This is a genomic window from Paraburkholderia sediminicola (assembly GCF_046027355.1).
In the GTDB taxonomy this organism is placed as follows: Bacteria; Pseudomonadota; Gammaproteobacteria; order Burkholderiales; family Burkholderiaceae; genus Paraburkholderia; species Paraburkholderia sediminicola_B.
The window spans coordinates 23,591-40,236 of the sequence record NZ_JAQQEK010000025.1; the positions used below are offsets into that span (position 1 = coordinate 23,591).

At 60.5% G+C, this 16,646-nt stretch carries 17 protein-coding genes and 1 pseudogene; 8 read left to right on the forward strand and 10 right to left on the reverse strand.

The window, feature by feature from the left end; translation table 11 throughout:
• Positions 1-222: 222 nt before the first annotated feature.
• Complete coding sequence (locus PQR42_RS32685; RefSeq protein ID WP_408179924.1) at positions 223-375, forward strand: hypothetical protein; 153 nt, start codon at positions 223-225, stop codon at positions 373-375.
• Positions 376-420: 45 nt separating this feature from the next.
• On the opposite strand, the gene PQR42_RS32690 is transcribed toward PQR42_RS32685, so the two are convergent.
• Positions 421-987 carry a phosphate-starvation-inducible PsiE family protein gene (locus PQR42_RS32690; RefSeq protein ID WP_408494725.1) on the reverse strand — a complete coding sequence of 189 codons (567 nt, stop codon included), beginning with the start codon at positions 985-987 and terminating at the stop codon, positions 421-423.
• Positions 988-1,968: 981 nt separating this feature from the next.
• Between PQR42_RS32690 and PQR42_RS32695 the strand changes: the two genes are divergently transcribed.
• The 4 genes from PQR42_RS32695 to PQR42_RS32710 all read left to right on the forward strand — a co-directional run bounded on the left by PQR42_RS32695 (position 1,969) and on the right by PQR42_RS32710 (position 4,219).
• A complete protein-coding gene (locus PQR42_RS32695) occupies positions 1,969-2,211 on the forward strand; it encodes a hypothetical protein (protein ID WP_408494545.1) in 243 nt (80 codons plus the stop codon).
• Positions 2,212-2,238: 27 nt separating this feature from the next.
• Positions 2,239-2,478: a DUF6566 family protein gene (locus tag PQR42_RS32700; protein ID WP_408179921.1), complete on the forward strand. Its 240-nt coding sequence runs from the start codon at positions 2,239-2,241 to the stop codon at positions 2,476-2,478.
• 174 nt (positions 2,479-2,652) lie between these two features.
• Entirely contained in the window at positions 2,653-3,888 is a 1,236-nt protein-coding gene (locus PQR42_RS32705) for an NAD(P)/FAD-dependent oxidoreductase (RefSeq protein ID WP_408494547.1), read from the forward strand.
• A gap of 58 nt (positions 3,889-3,946) precedes the next feature.
• Positions 3,947-4,219, forward strand: a complete 273-nt coding sequence (locus PQR42_RS32710) for a UBP-type zinc finger domain-containing protein (RefSeq protein ID WP_165190095.1) — start codon at positions 3,947-3,949, stop codon at positions 4,217-4,219.
• A gap of 57 nt (positions 4,220-4,276) precedes the next feature.
• On the opposite strand, the gene PQR42_RS32715 is transcribed toward PQR42_RS32710, so the two are convergent.
• The 3 genes from PQR42_RS32715 to PQR42_RS32725 all read right to left on the reverse strand — a co-directional run bounded on the left by PQR42_RS32715 (position 4,277) and on the right by PQR42_RS32725 (position 9,349).
• Positions 4,277-7,111, reverse strand: coding sequence for an ATP-dependent Clp protease ATP-binding subunit (locus PQR42_RS32715; RefSeq protein WP_408494549.1), 2,835 nt, complete (start codon positions 7,109-7,111; stop codon positions 4,277-4,279).
• Positions 7,112-7,947: 836 nt separating this feature from the next.
• Positions 7,948-8,580, reverse strand: coding sequence for an Hsp20/alpha crystallin family protein (locus PQR42_RS32720; protein ID WP_408494551.1), 633 nt, complete (start codon positions 8,578-8,580; stop codon positions 7,948-7,950).
• Positions 8,581-8,773: 193 nt separating this feature from the next.
• Positions 8,774-9,349 carry an HdeD family acid-resistance protein gene (locus PQR42_RS32725; protein ID WP_408494553.1) on the reverse strand — a complete coding sequence of 192 codons (576 nt, stop codon included), beginning with the start codon at positions 9,347-9,349 and terminating at the stop codon, positions 8,774-8,776.
• Between the two features lie 282 nt (positions 9,350-9,631).
• Here PQR42_RS32725 and PQR42_RS32730 point away from each other — a divergent pair, with 282 nt between their 5' ends.
• Entirely contained in the window at positions 9,632-10,066 is a 435-nt protein-coding gene (locus tag PQR42_RS32730; RefSeq protein ID WP_408494555.1) for a PRC-barrel domain-containing protein, read from the forward strand.
• An 89-nt stretch (positions 10,067-10,155) separates the two neighbouring features.
• On the opposite strand, the gene PQR42_RS32735 is transcribed toward PQR42_RS32730, so the two are convergent.
• The 3 genes from PQR42_RS32735 to PQR42_RS32755 form a co-directional block, all read right to left on the reverse strand.
• Positions 10,156-10,650: an MgtC/SapB family protein gene (locus PQR42_RS32735; RefSeq protein WP_408494727.1), complete on the reverse strand. Its 495-nt coding sequence runs from the start codon at positions 10,648-10,650 to the stop codon at positions 10,156-10,158.
• Between the two features lie 58 nt (positions 10,651-10,708).
• Positions 10,709-11,008 carry a hypothetical protein gene (locus PQR42_RS32740; RefSeq protein WP_408494557.1) on the reverse strand — a complete coding sequence of 100 codons (300 nt, stop codon included), beginning with the start codon at positions 11,006-11,008 and terminating at the stop codon, positions 10,709-10,711.
• A 390-nt stretch (positions 11,009-11,398) separates the two neighbouring features.
• A complete protein-coding gene (locus PQR42_RS32755) occupies positions 11,399-11,959 on the reverse strand; it encodes a dehydroquinate synthase/iron-containing alcohol dehydrogenase family protein (protein ID WP_459252329.1) in 561 nt (186 codons plus the stop codon).
• 108 nt (positions 11,960-12,067) lie between these two features.
• Here PQR42_RS32755 and PQR42_RS32760 point away from each other — a divergent pair, with 108 nt between their 5' ends.
• Entirely contained in the window at positions 12,068-12,895 is an 828-nt protein-coding gene (locus tag PQR42_RS32760) for an AraC family transcriptional regulator (protein ID WP_408494559.1), read from the forward strand.
• Positions 12,896-13,166: 271 nt separating this feature from the next.
• Here the strand turns inward: PQR42_RS32760 and PQR42_RS32765 are convergent, their stop codons facing one another.
• The 3 genes and pseudogenes from PQR42_RS32765 to PQR42_RS32775 all read right to left on the reverse strand — a co-directional run bounded on the left by PQR42_RS32765 (position 13,167) and on the right by PQR42_RS32775 (position 15,339).
• Positions 13,167-13,784: a Dps family protein gene (locus PQR42_RS32765; RefSeq protein ID WP_408494561.1), complete on the reverse strand. Its 618-nt coding sequence runs from the start codon at positions 13,782-13,784 to the stop codon at positions 13,167-13,169.
• Between the two features lie 28 nt (positions 13,785-13,812).
• Positions 13,813-14,497: pseudogene (locus PQR42_RS32770) on the reverse strand (type 1 glutamine amidotransferase domain-containing protein).
• 188 nt (positions 14,498-14,685) lie between these two features.
• Positions 14,686-15,339, reverse strand: coding sequence for a BON domain-containing protein (locus tag PQR42_RS32775; RefSeq protein ID WP_408494563.1), 654 nt, complete (start codon positions 15,337-15,339; stop codon positions 14,686-14,688).
• A gap of 437 nt (positions 15,340-15,776) precedes the next feature.
• Here PQR42_RS32775 and PQR42_RS32780 point away from each other — a divergent pair, with 437 nt between their 5' ends.
• Entirely contained in the window at positions 15,777-16,307 is a 531-nt protein-coding gene (locus PQR42_RS32780) for a DUF1269 domain-containing protein (RefSeq protein ID WP_408494565.1), read from the forward strand.
• Positions 16,308-16,646: the final 339 nt, after the last annotated feature.

The following is a 16,646-nucleotide window of genomic DNA, read 5'->3' on the forward strand; positions in this document are numbered from 1 at the left end:
CGACGGCTCCCGAGTGGCAATGAGACGATGGCAGATGACGTTCTTAACTACCGTCGTTGGTGGGTCGAGTGAGGATCCGCCACCATCGCACGCATGACGGCCTGATCAAAGAGAAGACGCATTCGTTAGCAAACACTGCAATCAAGTCGTCCGCGTCGCCGGGGTTCCGTCGCCGATCGGTATGCGGTCGGTCTCGTGTTGCCGGCATTCGGCCAAGGCGGCATGTTCAGTCTCCGTGCGCCGTTGTTCGGCGTAGTGGCGCTTGCGGTATGGTCGATGGGCATTGAGACGAAAGGGCTCGCGCTCGAAACGCTCCTATCCCGGGTGCAACCGGAGGCGGCCGAACTTCGCGTCACCATCGACGCCGTCCGCTAGATTGACGCTTACGCTGCCATTACGTGACGCGCATGGCGAGTCGGGTCAATTGTCGCGCTGCCCGCCTTCGCCGGGCCGTACCCCTTGCTGTCGCTGCGCGTGCGCCACGCGATCGCGCTCCGCTTGCGCGGCGGCCGTCGCGTTGGCCGAGTCATCGCGCTGCCGCATCAGCCAGTAGACACTCCCCAGCGCCACCAGCGCAAACGCAAGCGCCGCGATCTGGGCGGGCGCACTTGCCGGATCGAGAATGATGAATTTGCGGGCGATAGCCAGCAGCGCAACCAGAAGCACCGTTTTGACCTGCACGATGTGATCACGCCGCGCCATCACGCGCGTAATCGAATGTTTGAATTCCATAGCGATCAGCAGCGTCATGACCATGCCGAAGATGGTCTGATATACCGCGTGATCCAGCGGGTTCAGCGCGTCCGAAACCAGTAATGAAATCACAGCGCTAATCAACTGCCAGAGCGACACGAGGATGATGATAGAAATCACGACGCTCAGCACATGCGCGACAAGCTGCTCGAATCGTTCATAAAAGGTGAGCATGTCCCACTGCAGACGCAACGCATCGAGATCCTTGCGCAGCCAGCTTTTCCTTGTTTCCATGATTTGGCTCCCGGGCGGCCGTCGCTGCGCCGCGAACGCACCGCGCGCGTGCATGGATTGCACATGCGCCGTGCACAGTTCATTCGACGGTCGCGCAACGCACATGCTACGGTCCTTCGCGTTGCGCGGGTTCTTTGCGGATAGCTGCCCAAAACAGAACTGACGTATTCAGCTATTGATAACAAAGATCGAACTATTTCGCGCTTCTGATACAGGGTACCTGTCATGTAGTCGAAGAGGTACCAGGCTTGAAGCAGCAGGTCCATGCACTGTACCCCGACGAGCGCAATATGGAATACGCCATTTGGGCAGCGCCCACCAGGGATTACATCACTAACCGCCCCACCCAGGATGCGCCGACCGGTCGTCAACCGCTCATACGATCTGTGCAGGTCTTAGGAGGCATCGCGTGACGCACGGTTCAATGCAGCCCCGCGCGCGTTACGCGCGGCTTTTTCCCGTTGGTCCGCTTGCGTATCTTGAATAACAAACAACCAGTCTCCGTCGCGGGCCGGAGTCGCCTGCTTCAGGGCCACCTGCATACGCACTGGTTTGCTTCGGTTATTGCGCAACCGGAACGTTACGTCGAGCGTCAGGACCTCGACACCGCGCCCCCGATCCCGCGCCTGTACGACTTGTTCAAGCCTGGCCCCGTCACTTGGGTCTAGCCGGTCGAGTATCTTCGGTTTTGCCAGCTCACCGGCAGCTCATCAGCTGCGGACACCCGCTTCGGATACGATGCGGGCTGACCTGGAGAGGATCAGGCCTTTGCGCACCGGCGTCTTCCGGCTTTTTGCGCATTTTTCCGAAGAGCAGCTTTGCGGCGCGCCCTCCCTTGATACAGTCGGCAGAACCAACGATTATCCGAACATCCCCGGATTTGCGACTAGACTTTAAGCATCGTCGGCGCATGCTCAGGCATGAAGCACCCATGCGCCGTTCAGTCACGATCCGGACGTGCGACCGAAGGGAGGCAGACCGATGCCGAAGACCGTTCGAACCGCTGAGCAGATTCGCGACGAACTGCAGAACCGCATGGCGAAAATCGCCGCTGACGTGCCTGGAGCTTTGCGCGTGCGCATACCGCTGCCAGAGCGGCATCCGCCGGACGCATCCGGCCGCAACTGGAACATAGTGCCGCTCAACGCCCGCGGCGCAGATTGCGCACATCATCTCCAGAAAGTGATCGAAGACATGCGTACCGAGTTCGTGCTTCCAGAATGACGCCTTGATACGAAACCGGAGCGGCTCATGCAAACGCACGTGTTTGAACATCGAGGCTACGAGATCGTGGTACAGCCGGAGCAGAACGCATACGGCGCGTGGCAGGCGAAGGTGAGTGTGCGCCATGCCGATGGCACCGTGGCCGAATTCCGTCCGGATACGGTTCAGCCGGAATGGCTTGCGCAGGAGGAGGCGGTGCGGGACGGCATCGAATGGGGTACGCGTTTTGTCGATCACAAGGTGGAAGAGTCGCACGACCGGATGTGATGGAACCATCAGCGAAAGCGAAAAAAACGGCAGTTTAGCGAAAGACGCCGCCCTTCGATGGATCTACAGTGCACGAATACGGCCAACCGCCGTTATCCCGGCGCGGCCGCCTGCTTGTGAAGCGCGAGAAACGAAAGAAAGTTCTGAACGTCCTCAATGGCGGATAGCATATTCATGGTCAGGATCTATGGACGCATGCGCAGCGCAAATGGCTACGCGATACGCGACTTCCTGCATCGCTGCGACATACCGTTCGAATGGATCGAGCTGGGCAGCGATAAAGAAGCGGAGGAACTGGCGCACGTGCAGCATCTTTCCGATTCGCGCTTGCCGGTCTGCGTCTTCCACGACGGAACGCGGCTTGAATGTCCCACCGTCCGGCAAATCACAGAGAAGCTCGGCTGGTTTGCGAGTCCATCCCGTGAGGCCTACGATCTGGCGATTTACGGCGCAGGACCTGCGGGATTGAGCGCGGCGGTGTACGGTGCATCGGAGGGGCTGCACACCGTACTGGTGGAGCGTTTGGCACTGGGCGGCCAGGCAGGCAGCAGTTCGAAGATCGAGAACTATCTGGGCTTTCCACAGGGCGTGAGCGGCGCGGAGCTCGCTGAACGGGCGCGCGCCCAGGCCATCAAGTTCGGCGCCGAAATCCTGCTGGCTCGCGCCGGCGTACGCGCGGAATTTCTGCCCGGCCAGGGCATCGTGTATCTGGAAGACGGCACACGTATCACGGCGCGCACGTCTATCTGCGCGACCGGCGTAGCATATCGCACGCTAGGCCTGGCAGGTGAAGAGCGCTTTCTCGGCGCGGGCCTTTACTACGGCGCCGGCGCGAGCGAGGCCGCGCTGATCCATGGCGAAGACGTATATGTGGTGGGCGGCGGCAATTCGGCGGGACAGGCCACCATGCATTTTTCGCAGTCCGCCAACCGCGTCTATATGCTCGTACGTGACGCATCGCTTAAGAACACGTTGTCCCAATACCTGGTAGATCGCATCACGTCGGCGCCGAATATTGAAGTGCGCACGTGCACCGAAGTTACCGCGCTCGCAGGCAGTGACGTGTTGCAGGCGATCACGCTGACCGATGTGCGCACCGGCCGTCAACGCACGGTAAGGACGAGTTGGCTATTCGTCTGCATTGGCGGCGTACCGCAGACCGAATGGGCGCGCGAAGTTGGCATTGTCCGCGATGAAGGCGGCTATCTCGTGACCGGTCCCGACCTGCAGGAATATCGGGCGAACCTGAAATGGCCGCTCGAACGCGCGCCGCTGCATCTGGAAACCTGTGTGCCTGGCGTATTCGCCGCGGGCGACGTCCGCCACGCGTCGATCAAACGCGTGGCGTCGGCAGTCGGCGAGGGTGCAATGGCTGTGGCGCTGGTGCATCGCTATCTGAATAGCGCTTGAGCGCAAGCGCAATCTTGATCCGCGCACGTCTGCGCACACCTGTCCGAGGAGTACGATCATGACCCCTGGTTGCACACACCTGGGCGAGGCCCGCATTCTCCACACGCCCATCGACTATTGCGAGGACTGCGTGAAGCTTGGCCAGCCGTGGGTACATTTGAGGCTTTGTCTTTCGTGCGGACACGTCGGCTGTTGCGATTCGTCGCCCAACCGGCATGCAAGCAAGCATTTTCACGCGACCGGCCATCCGCTGGTGCGTTCACTCGAACCCGGCGAAACGTGGATCTGGTGCTACCGCGACGAGATCGTCGCAGGTGAACTTGAATCCTGACGGCGACACCGCCCGCCCGCACGTGCGGGCGGCGTCGCGTTCTTCGGCAGGCGAGCCTCACGCATGCGCCGGCGCCTCCTTAGACGCCTCGCTGGGCGCTTCTGTGGGCGTTGGTCCTTTCAGCACACGCACGGAGTGCGTACCGGAGTCGTAGGTCATCGTGACCTTGTCGCCGTCGCGCACGTCGCCTCCCAACAGTGCATCGGCGAGTTGCGATTCCACTTCAAGACGGATCTTGCGTTTGAGCATCCGCGCGCCGAACTCGGGGTCATAGCCGATCTGCGCAAGGTGATCGCGCAACGCATCGTCGAACGACAGCTCGATGCCCTGGGCCAGCGCCGTACGCCGTACGCGCGCAAGTTGCAGATCGACGATGGTGCGAATCTGCTCCTTGCCGAGCGCATGAAACACGACCACCTCGTCGACGCGATTGAGAAACTCCGGCCTGAAATGATGCCGCAGGATCTCCATCAACCGGTCCCGCAGCTCAGGATAATCGAGTTGCTTCGAGTCAGCCTTCATGTTGTCCTGGATCAGCTGTGAGCCGACGTTGCTGGTCGCGATGATGATCGTGTTGGTGAAATCGACCAGACGTCCCTTGCCGTCGGTGAGCCGCCCTTCGTCGAACAGTTGCAGCAGGAGGTTGTGCACCTCCGAGTGCGCCTTTTCGATTTCGTCGAGCAGCACCACGCAATATGGCCTGCGCCGCACGCGCTCGGTGAGTTGCCCGCCTTCCTCGTAGCCGACATATCCGGGTGGCGCGCCAACCAGCCGTGCCACCGTATGACGCTCGGAGTACTCGCTCATGTCGATGCGCACCAGCGCGTTCTCGTCGCCGAATACCGAAGCGGCTAGCGCCTTCGCGAGTTCGGTTTTACCCACACCTGTAGGCCCAAGAAAGAGGAAGCTCGCCGTCGGCTTGCCGGCCTCCGTCAAACCGGCGCGCGAAAGCCGCACCGCTTTGGCGACCGCGGAGACGGCTTCATCCTGGCCGACCACGCGCTCCTTCAGGCGGTCTTCCAGTCGCAGCAGTTTTTCGCGGTCCTCGGCAGTGAGTTCAGATAACGGTACGCCCGTGAGCGACGAAACGATCTGCGCAATGTCTTCCGCCGTCACTTCCTGCGAGCTGGTGCCGCGCTCCTTCTTCCACGTTTCAGTGGTTTCATGCAGCCGTTTTTGTTCCGCGACGAGCCGTTCTTCCAATTCCTTGGCTTTATCGAATTGCTTTGCGGCGCTGGCCGCGTCCTGTTCCTGCTTGATGCGGCGGATGCTCGCCTCGATATCATGCAACGGCTGCGGACGCGAATTCGATGAAATGCGCACGCGGGCGGCGGCCTGATCAAGCAGATCGATTGCCTTATCGGGCAAAAACCGCGCGGCGATGTAGCGGTCCGAGAGCTTTGCCGCAGCAGCGATCGCCTCTTCGGTGATTTTCACCTTGTGATGCGCTTCGAGCCGGTCGCGCAGGCCACGCAGAATCTCGATCGTTTCCTCGACGCTGGGCTCAGGCACCATCACGGGCTGGAAGCGCCGCTCCAATGCCGAGTCCTTTTCAATGTACTTCTGGTATTCGTTCAACGTGGTCGCACCCACGAGGTGCAGCTCACCGCGAGCGAGCGCGGGCTTGAAGACATTCCCAATATCGAGGCCGCCTTCGCCGCCGCCCTGGCCGGCGCCGACAATCGTATGTAGTTCGTCGATAAAGACAACCAGACGGTCCTGGTTCTGGACGATCTCATCCAGCACCTGCTTGACGCGCTCCTCGAACTCGCCACGATACTTCGCGCCTGCCACGACGCTATTGATATTCAGTTCGACCACGCGCTTGCCGCGCAGCACTTCGGGCACCTGGTCCTGAGCGATGCGTTGGGCGAGGCCTTCCACGATAGCGGTCTTACCCACGCCGGGCTCGCCGATCAGCACCGGATTGTTCTTGCGCCGCCGCGCGAGCACTTCAATGGTGGTTTCGATTTCCTTGTCACGGCCGATTACCGGATCGAGCTTGCCCTGACGCGCAAGCGCGCTGAGATCGCGCGCGTATTTGTCGAGCGTGGGCGTGGTGGAGCGGTCCTCCATCTTGCCGTCTTCGGCACCCTTGCCGACCACCTTGACCGCTTTTTGCCGCAGCGATTGCGGCGACAGCCCGAGCTTGCGCAGCAATTCACCTGCAAAGCCGTCTTCTTCCTCGACGAGCCCAATCAGGATGTGCTCTGGTCCGACATAGCTGTGACCCAGTTCCAGCGACGACTTCAACGCATTTTCCAGCGCACTCTTGGCGCGTGGCGACACGCCGATCTGCTCGTTGTCACTCGGCTCCTTGCGGGTGCCGCGTGGTGCGGTCTGGTCGATAGTCTTCTTGATCTCTTCGGGATCGAGCTTGAATTCGCGCAGGATTTCCTGCACCACGTTGTTATCGGCGAGCGCCAGCAACAGGTGTTCCGTATCGACTTCGTTCTTGCCATATTCCACCGCAGCTTGCGCCGCGGCCTGAAGGCGGTCCAGACCGCTCTGGCTCAGGTACGTCTGCAGGTCCACCGCTTCACGCGCCCGGCGATGCCGGCGCGTGCGCCCGCCTGGCTGTGCGCCCGCTGAATCGCCCGTTTGCCCGCTACCGCCGCGGGTACCCTGCTCCGCGTCGCCGGATTGTCCGTGCGCGCGTCCGATGCGTGGGCGGCTACCGCGGCCGCCTTCCATCTGTGGCCACATGTCGTCGAAGAGACTGTCGAAAAGTCCGCCGTGAAAGAGGGACTCGAGCGGCGACAGGCGGCGCTGATTGCGCGCCATGAACTCCATGTAGTGCTCATCGCACAGCATCAGCTGACGGCGTTGGCCGTTTTCGGTGATCGTGATCTGCGAGGTTGCGGGCTTTCCACAAACACTGCACTCGGCCATGATGAACTCCTTTTCGTCCGCGAGGGCATCGCGTCCCGGGCGGGTAATAGGTGGGTGGAAATATCTGTTCCGCTGCTTATTCCGATGTCGCCTTGTTTGTGCGCTGGGCTCTCGCTGTACTCGGAACGAGGCAATCCAGCGGACGGCACGTCGATCGATCCGTTGTTCCCGCGGCACCCAGTTCCTCTAACCGTGCGCAGGAACGCATCGGTATGCTCAACCCGCGCCGCACGGTGGCTTCGTCCGTGTCAAGGCGTACCACGACTTCCAGCAGCGGCACATCGTCCGCTTGCACTGGCAGACCGCGTGCCGCCACGCGTTGGGCAACTGGCCCAGCAGCTTGCTCGGGAGCAACCGCACTTCATGCTCGCTCGTTGCCTCTTCGGGTTCTCCGCCACTGCCAGGCAGCACGTCTTCGACCTTGAGCGTTTCGTCCGGTTGCCAGAATCCGAAAATCTGCTGTTCGCCTCGCCGACTTCGTCTGGGACCCCAGCCAGCCTAGCGGTGCAGCGCCCCCCTTCAATGGAATATGCCGGCATGCCCGCGAAGGCGCTGAAATCCGCTACGTGTTCGGCTTCTTCCCCGGCGGTTCGCGTGGTAGTGGACAGTACCAGTCGCAGCTCTACGCGATAAGCGTCGCCGCTGCACAGCGTGTCCCTTTCGACACCCGCCCGCAAACTGACCAGTTCCGTCGAAGACGGGTGCAGATGCCGCGTCGGATGGTGCGCGGCCAGTTCACCAATCTGTTGCTCGATGCTGGCGTGGGCCGAATCATCGAGACCTCGGAAGCTGACGAGTTGTTTCACGATAGGACCGACCACAGAGTACGGATGATGTTATTTGATCTCGATGCGCCGCTTCGCTGCCGGTTCTCCGACCGCTTTGGGGACGCGCAGCGTCAGCACACCGTTTTCAAATCTGGCCTCTGCCCGATCGAGATCGATGCCCGCGGGCAGCGGCACCGCGCGCTGAAAGTGTCCAAACGAGCGCTCGACTCGATAGCATCCCTGTTCTTCGCTCGTCGATTCGAAGCGCTTGTCGCCGCTGATGATCAGCATGTCTTCAATCACTTCGAGTTCGACGTCGTCGCGGGTCATGCCCGGCAATTCAACGACAATACGCAGTGCGTCGCCTTCGTCGGTGACGTCGATCCGCGGTTGAAACTCACTCGCGCTGAAGTCGCCGAACCAGCTTCCGAGCGGTCCACGCCCGCCGAACGGATCGCGGATCAATTCGGCGAACAGATGAATCGGATCAGGCAGCGGCCAGCTGGCAGGCGCGAGTACCGGCGCAGCAGCCGCTGCAATCGGTGCCCCGTTACCCGTTTGCGTGCCGCCCGTCTGTTGCCGAGTTTGCCGGGCGCTCTCCTGATTGATGCGCGGCCCACCGGTCTGGCCCGATGCGTTATTTTGCGCGGGGTGCGAGCGTAAAAACCGGAACGGATTCCATTTATCGAGATCCAGAAGCATGTGATTCTCCTTACGTGAGGTGCGCCAGTGCCAGACCTGAGGCTGGACCACTGGAGATGGCGGGTGGTCCATTCGACCTCCGGATGCGAGGGGCGCGGCCGGCGCGGCATCGCCCGCGATAGCGGAACCAGTCCGGTGCGGGGTTGACCGCGGGCTTGACCTTCTGACCCGCGAGTGCTCCTGAACGGTGCGTTTACGGATGCAATGGCGCGTGCGGCTCGCCGGTCAGGCCGCCACGGTGCCAGGCGCGCGCAGTGATGCCGAGTACGAACAGCAGCGCGCCCGTGAACAACGCATACACGCCGATCAGCCAGACGAGCGCTAGTGCGCCGGCGCCCGGAAAGAGCAGCACGAAGATGCCAAACAGCACGGACAGCACTCCGGTTAGCACCAGCATCCACGCATTGCGCAGGCGCCTGAGCAGCCGCGTTGCTGCGATCAGATCGAATACGCCGGTGATAATCGCGTTTGCGCCGATGACGGCGACCAGTACGAGCGTGGTAATGCCCGGCACTAACGCGGCGATCACACCGGCGCCGATGCTGCAGATGCCGAACAGCAACGGCACCCACCAGCCGCCGTGCGTCCCGCGGTAGCGGATGGCCGCGAGAATCGCGACAATGCCGCCGGCGATTGCATAGGCGCTAAAGAGGGTGACAAGCAGTAGCAGAGTGAGACCAGGCCAGAATAGCGCCAGAGTGCCGAACAGCAGCGCTACCGTGCCACGCAGAATGAGCATCCACCAAGCGCGTCCAAGCAGTTCATCCATGTGGGACTCCAAGCTGTACCGTCAGGTGATCAACTTCAGTCTAGGCTCCACGCAGCTGTGATTCTTTCGCGTTTCTGCCATGCGTTTCGCAATTCTGCGTTCATTCAGGACGCGTGCTGAATGGCATCCAGATGCACGAAAATAACCTGAACCATCACCGCTTTTTTATAGCGGCTCGCCGTGAGGCGTCCTAACATGAACTTACGCCGCGCACGGTCCGGCATTAGCGTGATCATTGCTGGCCCCGTGTCGTACCGTCAACACCATAACGAAGGGACTCTCATGAAAACGAATCTGCTTGCATGGCTGCTCGTGTCGTCGCTCGCACTTCCTCTGGACGCGCACGCCCAGGTGGCCGGCGCCCAACCGCTTGGTGTCAGCGTGGAAGAGTCGGCCGCGATCGTCGCAGGCTGGAGCGTGAGAAAGTCGGTCATGGACAAGCCGGTCTTCAACGAAAAGGGTGAGCGTGTCGGCGTCATTCATGACATTATCGTGGCACCCGACCGGTCGGTATCGTTCGCAATCGTCGCCGCAAACCAGTTTCTGGGGGTGTCGCATCACGATGTGGCCATTCCGATCGAGCAGCTCGATTTCGTCAATGGCAAACTGGTGCTCGCCGGTGCGACGAAAGATGCGATCAAGGCGCTGCCCGAGTTTCAATACGCAAAGGTACGCGCGACACCTAAACCGAGGTCCGACTACAGCGAGCATCATTGACATATGTCTCGCATCGATCCCAATCGATTCATTGACGCGCGGCACATTCGATGCATGGGCAGTGTGCCGATCAGTGCGTCGCCGCGCAACTATTCGTCGTGCCGCATGATCGCCGCCTGCTCTTCAGGGGACTTTCTTAACCAGCGCCGGTGCAAACCACGTTCAATGCTGCCGCCCACCGAGAGCAGCAGCAGGAGCAGGACGGTGGCAATGCCCGCAATCTGCCATGCGCCGATGCCGCACACAATGCCGAGCGCGGCCGTGACCCAGATCGAAGCCGCCGTCGTCAAGCCGCTGATCCTTCCGGTGGCGCGGTCTTGAAGGATCACCCCGGCGCCGAGAAAGCCGATGCCCGTAATGACGCCTTGAATCGCACGGTCGGCGTCGCTGCCGTCGGTGAAACGGTGTAGTTCGAAGGACATGCCGGCCATCGTGACGAGACAGGAGCCGAGCGCAACGAGGCCTAGCGTCTTGACGCCGGTTGGCTTGCCATGCAGGTTTCGATCAAGCCCGACGATACAACCCACCAGCACTGCCGCGACCATGCGCAAGATCGCCTCAAGCAATTGCACGTATGAAATCATCGGCACCCCCGCTAAGGTTTCCTGGTAACGTCGCGCTCGGCGAGCACCTGGCTGCTCACTACAGTCTAGCGTCGAGGGAAGCAAACTGCTTGAGCGTCAAACGCCGCTCAGGCGACCCGTCAGCCTGAAAACCGCAGTTATCCTCTTGCGATTTCAGCGATCGGTCGCCGTTGCAGCGGCGCAGATGCGGTGATGCGGTGATGCGGGCGCAAATGTAGCGCAGCAACTCGCGCCAGCGCCGGAGCTTCGGGAACTGCTCCGCGAAACGTGCGACGTTGATACCGTGATGTGGCTTGATAGTAAGCCGATGCAGCAAAAAATTTAATTGACACGAAGTGATGACTGCCTCATCGAGCACGTTTTTCAGTATCAGTGCACTTCAACTACTTAACCGCGCTTGCAGCCCCGTTGAAGCGCGACTCGACATGGCTATTTCGCATGCTGTATCGAGGTCAGATTCCTGCATGCCAGTCTCGCGCAAGCCAGATGGAACGCCGAGCCCTCGTCCAGGCTCGAAGACACCATGCGCAGCGCTCTCGCCGCGTGGCGCGTGGCAGATTCGTGTCATGGCCTCAGGCGACGCCGCGCTGTTAGATGCCAGTGCGTAAGGCAATATGATCGCGTGCGTTTACGTGCGGCAGGTTGAAGATTTCGCCAGAAGCATGACAAAGCTTGTGATGCAGCGCCATTCCCACGTGCCCCAGCACACAGCCGCATAGCCGTGCACCCCAGAGGCAATCGCTGCGCGCTAACAGGCTTTGGGCTCGTTCTCGATGCCGCGCAGTCTGGTCGCCAACGCACGTATTCCGTCTTCGGCCATCAGCGACATGACTGGAATGCCGTCATGAGCGTACAACCCCTCCGCCGCATGCGCAATGGCATTGAGGCCGCTCACGAACGACAAGCCGGGCGGCAATTCACGTGACAGCTCGGGGTCGTAGATCACCGTCTTCGGCAACTCACGCAGGTCGCGTCCCATACCTTTCAGATTGTTTTTGGTCAGGCCATAGATCGGTGTCATCTCTGAGCCCGCATTCCTGGTCGGGATCGAGATGACCGGTAGGCGATTCGAGCGCGATCGACTTACCCACGCCTGGTCCGATCGATGTTCCCAGATCGCGGACGCGCGTGCGTTGAACATGACATGCCGCTTCGCGAACCTGATTGCGTTCGAACGCCGCGCAATACCCCGCGTAAGCGTCAGCTTGCAGAATGCCTTCAGTAGCGATGGATTGCTTTGAATCCCGGCTAACAGCGTGTCGAGCGTCGTCCCGAGGTGCCGAGCAATACAGCTCAGCAGCAACTCCATCAACAAAGTCGTGTTGCTTCCGCCCATATTACGAATCCGCCTTAAGCAGCCTTGAATTCGACCTAAGCTTAGATGTGCGACGAGTCAAGGAGGAGACTTCTGCTTATCATGAAGCAAGAAATAGGGTCGACCCCGGAGCACGGGTTACGCTGCCAACCGATGAATATCGCTTTCACCGATGGCGGGCTGAATTCGGTGCAGGGACTTCGCCTGGTTGTACCGACAGGTAGCACTGTTGCGCAGACTGCGGGCGGCGACGGTCCCGGAATGAGTCATTCCATCGTGATCAGTGCACCATTTGTCGCAGTTATTCCGGTGGGGGCGCAGTTGGCCACGGTCGCTGACAGCGATCCCAATGGATGGGTTATCGCACTCAAACCGGGCGTACTTGGGCAAGTCTCGCAAGTAGCGTTTGACGCGGTCCCGAAATGGTCCAGGTTTTGGGATCCGTTCCTGCGCGAGGCCGCGGACACATTGGCTGCTTTGCATCATGCGGATCTCATCGACGCTGCCTGCGCCGACGCGTTTGCCGATGTCGTCTCGGCGCACATCGCTCTCCGCTACGGGCACTGTGCTGGTGCGGCCGAGCCGGGCATGCCTCTTACGCGTCAAATGCTGACTCGCATTGAAGCCTTCGTTCATGGGCACATAGCCGAAACCATTTTGGTCGAGCAACTCGCAGTGCTGGTACACATGAGTGCATCAAACTTTGCGCGCGTTTTCAAAACGGCGACAGGTACCCCGCCCCATCTGTACGTGACACTCGAACGAGTGAAATTTGCCAGGACGATGTTGCGCGAGGAGACCATTCCCCTAGTTGACGTTGGCGCGCGCGCGGGGTTTCAGACTCAGCAGCATTTCACCGAAGTGTTTCATCGATACAGCGGTGTGACGCCACGCGCATTCCGACTAGCCCACCGGAACGCCGGTAGCTGATTCATTTGGCGAAGTTGCGAGCAGGACGATGACCGCGGGACTGCCGCGCGCGCGATTAAACCAGAGCGACAAGAGCTTCTCGAAGTAGATACTGCCCTGGGTCACGAGCATGAACGTATCTGCGTCCGCTAACCTGGCATTCATGTCGCTCTCCGTACTTGCGGCGAGCGCTCAAAAATGACTGCGTCCCATCCTGCGTTTCGCTGAGCCGTTGCCGCAAACAACCCGGCAAGCTATCTGCCGATCGCCAGCGCGTATCGCCGTATCAACGTCATGCTGTGACCACGAGAGGCGCGTCGATCAGGTGCTCCGCGAGGAACCAGACCTGCAATTCGTTAGTGCGCAATACGTCACTGACCAGCACGTCATTGGTCCCAAAGTCGCCCACCTCGTTGGCCTTGCTGGCTGCACTGCGAGTGGCCAGAATGACGATTTCGTGCGCCTCCAACAGACGCGAAAGCTGTACCGGCACCTCTTCGCGTCCGCGTGGCGGACGCGGGACCATGGTCATTTCCGCCACATCGGCAGCCATGGCGACGCTGACCCCACCGAGCAGTTGAATCCGCTCGGCTAGCGTGTCGACGAGTTCGACCTGCTTATCGTAATGCGCGTCATACAGTAGATGCAACGACTGGAACGTAGGCCCAACGACCTGCCAATGATGCTTCTTGTACATGTCGCGCAGCGTCATGGTGTCGGCCAGGATCTGATTCAACAGTTCTATGCTCGTTTCGCACGCGGTTTGGGACAACGCGATTGGCAGCTTTACGACATGACCGTACGGCTGCAGCTCATGTGCGCGCTGGTGCAGCTTCGGCTCGGGCACATGTATCACGTCGCTGGATTGGTTTCGGATTTCGGACCCGCTGGCCCCGGTCGCCTTTGCCATGACTCGCTCCTTCAACTCAAGCGTCGTATCAGGCCATGCCCAGCCTCGAGAGCAGCGCTTTTGCTGCTGCTTCCGACGACGCGGGATTCTGGCCAGTAATCAGGTTTGCCGCGACAACCACGTATGACTGCCAATCCGGCCCCTTCGAATACTTGCCTCCATTCTTCTTCAACATGTCCTCGACGAGGAAAGGCACCACTTCGGTAAGACCGACGGCTGCTTCTTCCGAATTGGCAAAGGCGGTTACGGGTTTATCGCGTACGAGCGGAGAGCCATCGGGCGCCTTTGCATGACGCAGCGCACCGGGAGCATGACAAACCGCGGCAACCGGCTTTCCCGTCGCATACATGGTTTCGATCAATGCGATCGACTGCGGATCTTCTGCCAGATCCCATAGCGGTCCGTGCCCGCCGGGATAGAACACGGCGTCATAGTCCGCTGCCGAGACAGTTGAAAGCTTCGCTGTATTTGCCAGGGCCGCTTGCACTTCGTTATCCTTCTTGAGACGCTGGGTCGCTTCGGTTTGCGAATCCGGATCGTCGCTCTTGGGGTCGAGGGGGCGGCTGCCCGCCTTTTGGCGAAGCGAGTGTCATCTCGACGCCAGCGTCCTTGAACACGTAATAAGGCGCGGCAAACTCTTCGAGCCAGAATCCGGTTGTCCGCCCCGTATCGCCGAGCTGGTCGTGTGAAGTCAATACCACCAGGATTCTCATGACAACCTCGCGAGTCCTTTCAATTCACGTTGCAACGAGCCGAAAAGCGGTGTCATCAACCCAAGTCATTCTGGCAGTATAGGCGGCTGTCAGGAGCGCTGAGGGTGTTACCGGTTTTGGGGCTGTGTCCTTTCCCGCCCCTCGACCACATCGGTACGCAAGCGAGCCGCCCGTCTCCAGCACCCCCGTCAGTAATCGATGGTGATCCGGTTGTCGACCCGCATCACACCGGGGGCAAGCCATGCTACCCGCTCGGCCTCCTCGCGCTCGGCCCACGAGCGGACCGTGCCACGCAGGACGACCTTATTGCCTTCGGCCTCGACCGTGATGTGCTGTGCGTCGACTTCCGCGTTGCGCTTGAACGCGTCGTCGATCTTGCGCTTGAGATCCTCGGGCTTGACCTTCGGCTTGATCTCAATCTCGTTCGTCAGGCCGGTTACGCCGCTCACCCGCAGCGCCGTGTCGGCCGCGCGGCGACGCTGGTAGTCCCATTCGACTTCGCCCTTCAGCGTCACCTCTCCGTCCCTGACGACCGCCTTGATGGTGTCCGCCGCATAAGGCAGCTCGGCCTTCAGTTGGGCAATGATCTCGCGCACGATCTCCGGATCGGGCCGCCTGTTGATCAGAGGCAACCGCACCTCCATATCGTTTGCGACCCCCTTCACGCCGCGCACGCGCGTCGCGTCCTCCTCGGCCTTTTGCCTTTGCCGGAAGCTGCGTGCGAAACCAGACAATGTGACCGCGCCGTCCTTGACCGCAACCCCGATATCTGATGGATCGATGTCCGGATCCCACTTCAGTTCGTACTCCACATCTCGTTTGATGTCTTCGTCGGTTCTCATCGCTGCTCCTCGTCGGTTTGTTGATGGACTAACGCGCGCACGCGGGCTACGCCCTGCACCGCACGCATCCGTCCACGGTAGGGCCACGGTATGGCGCGCGGGGCAGATTTTCTTCCCGTCGCCTGCGCAGTTTTTGCGGAATGCTGCCGTACGTTCACATCTGAAAGCCGCGCAGCAGGAGCGCAGAGATCCGACACGTCTTTGCAGGAATGAGGAAGAAGTGCAACCGGCAAGAACCTAGTCTTGATGTCATCGTCATCCGGTCAATGGCCACGTCGACGTCCGAAGGTACGCGCCGGGCGGGACATGCAAGGCTGGTTGGCACCACCGCTGCTTTGCGGCGCGCTCGACCGGCTTGCGCGCGGCACTGGGCGTGAATTAAACCGTCTTGCCGCGGAAGGGTCTCGGCTTATCTCCCAGAGAAAAGGAGCAAATCGATGAGCGATCTAGTCGTTGTAAGCTTCAAAGGCGAAGACACGGCCGACCAGGTGTTGACCAAGCTCCAGCAGATGCAAAAGGAGCACCTGATCGACCTTGAGGATGCCTGCATCGTGGTCCGTAGCGAGAAGGGCAAGGTACACCTCAAGCAAGCCGTCGATCTCGTCAAGATCGGCGCGCTCAGCGGCGCGGCCTGGGGTGGTCTGTTTGGTGCGCTGGTTGGGCTGATGTTGCTCAATCCGCTCGTCGGGCTGGCAACGGGCATGGCCATCGGTGCAGGCACGGGCGCGTTGTCGGGAGCGCTCTCGGACTATGGAATCGATGACGATTTCATGCGTTCGACGGGCCAGAACATTGAGCCGGGTTCGTCGGCGCTCTTCATCCTTGTGCGTCGCGTGAATTTCGACAAGGTCCTGCCAGAGCTGAAACCTTTCGGCGGAAAGCTATTAAAGACGTCTCTCACGAACGATCAGGAGGAACGCCTGAAGAAGGCGCTAGAGAGCCTGAACAGCAGCGGCACGACAGCATGAGCACCCCTGCGTTGCATCAGGGTTGTGATCTTGAATTCTGTTGAAGTTCGCATTTGGGTCGGATCGACACTCCGACAAATATGCGGACCATACGGTGTGGACGTCGATCACATCGACGCGCAGTTCGACCTTGGAGAGTGCTCACGCTTAAATTTCCGAAGACTGTTACGATCGCATCTGAAGGTCGGAGAATCGAAATTCAGCAGTTGCGCGAACTGAGCGTCGGCCGACCGTGCTGTAGCGGACGCTTTGTCACTAGATGTGCTTCCTGGGGCAACAAGGTCGTTGAGAACACCGGTGCGCGCGGGACAGGCGGCCGGGCAAGGTCTCTTTCGGGTC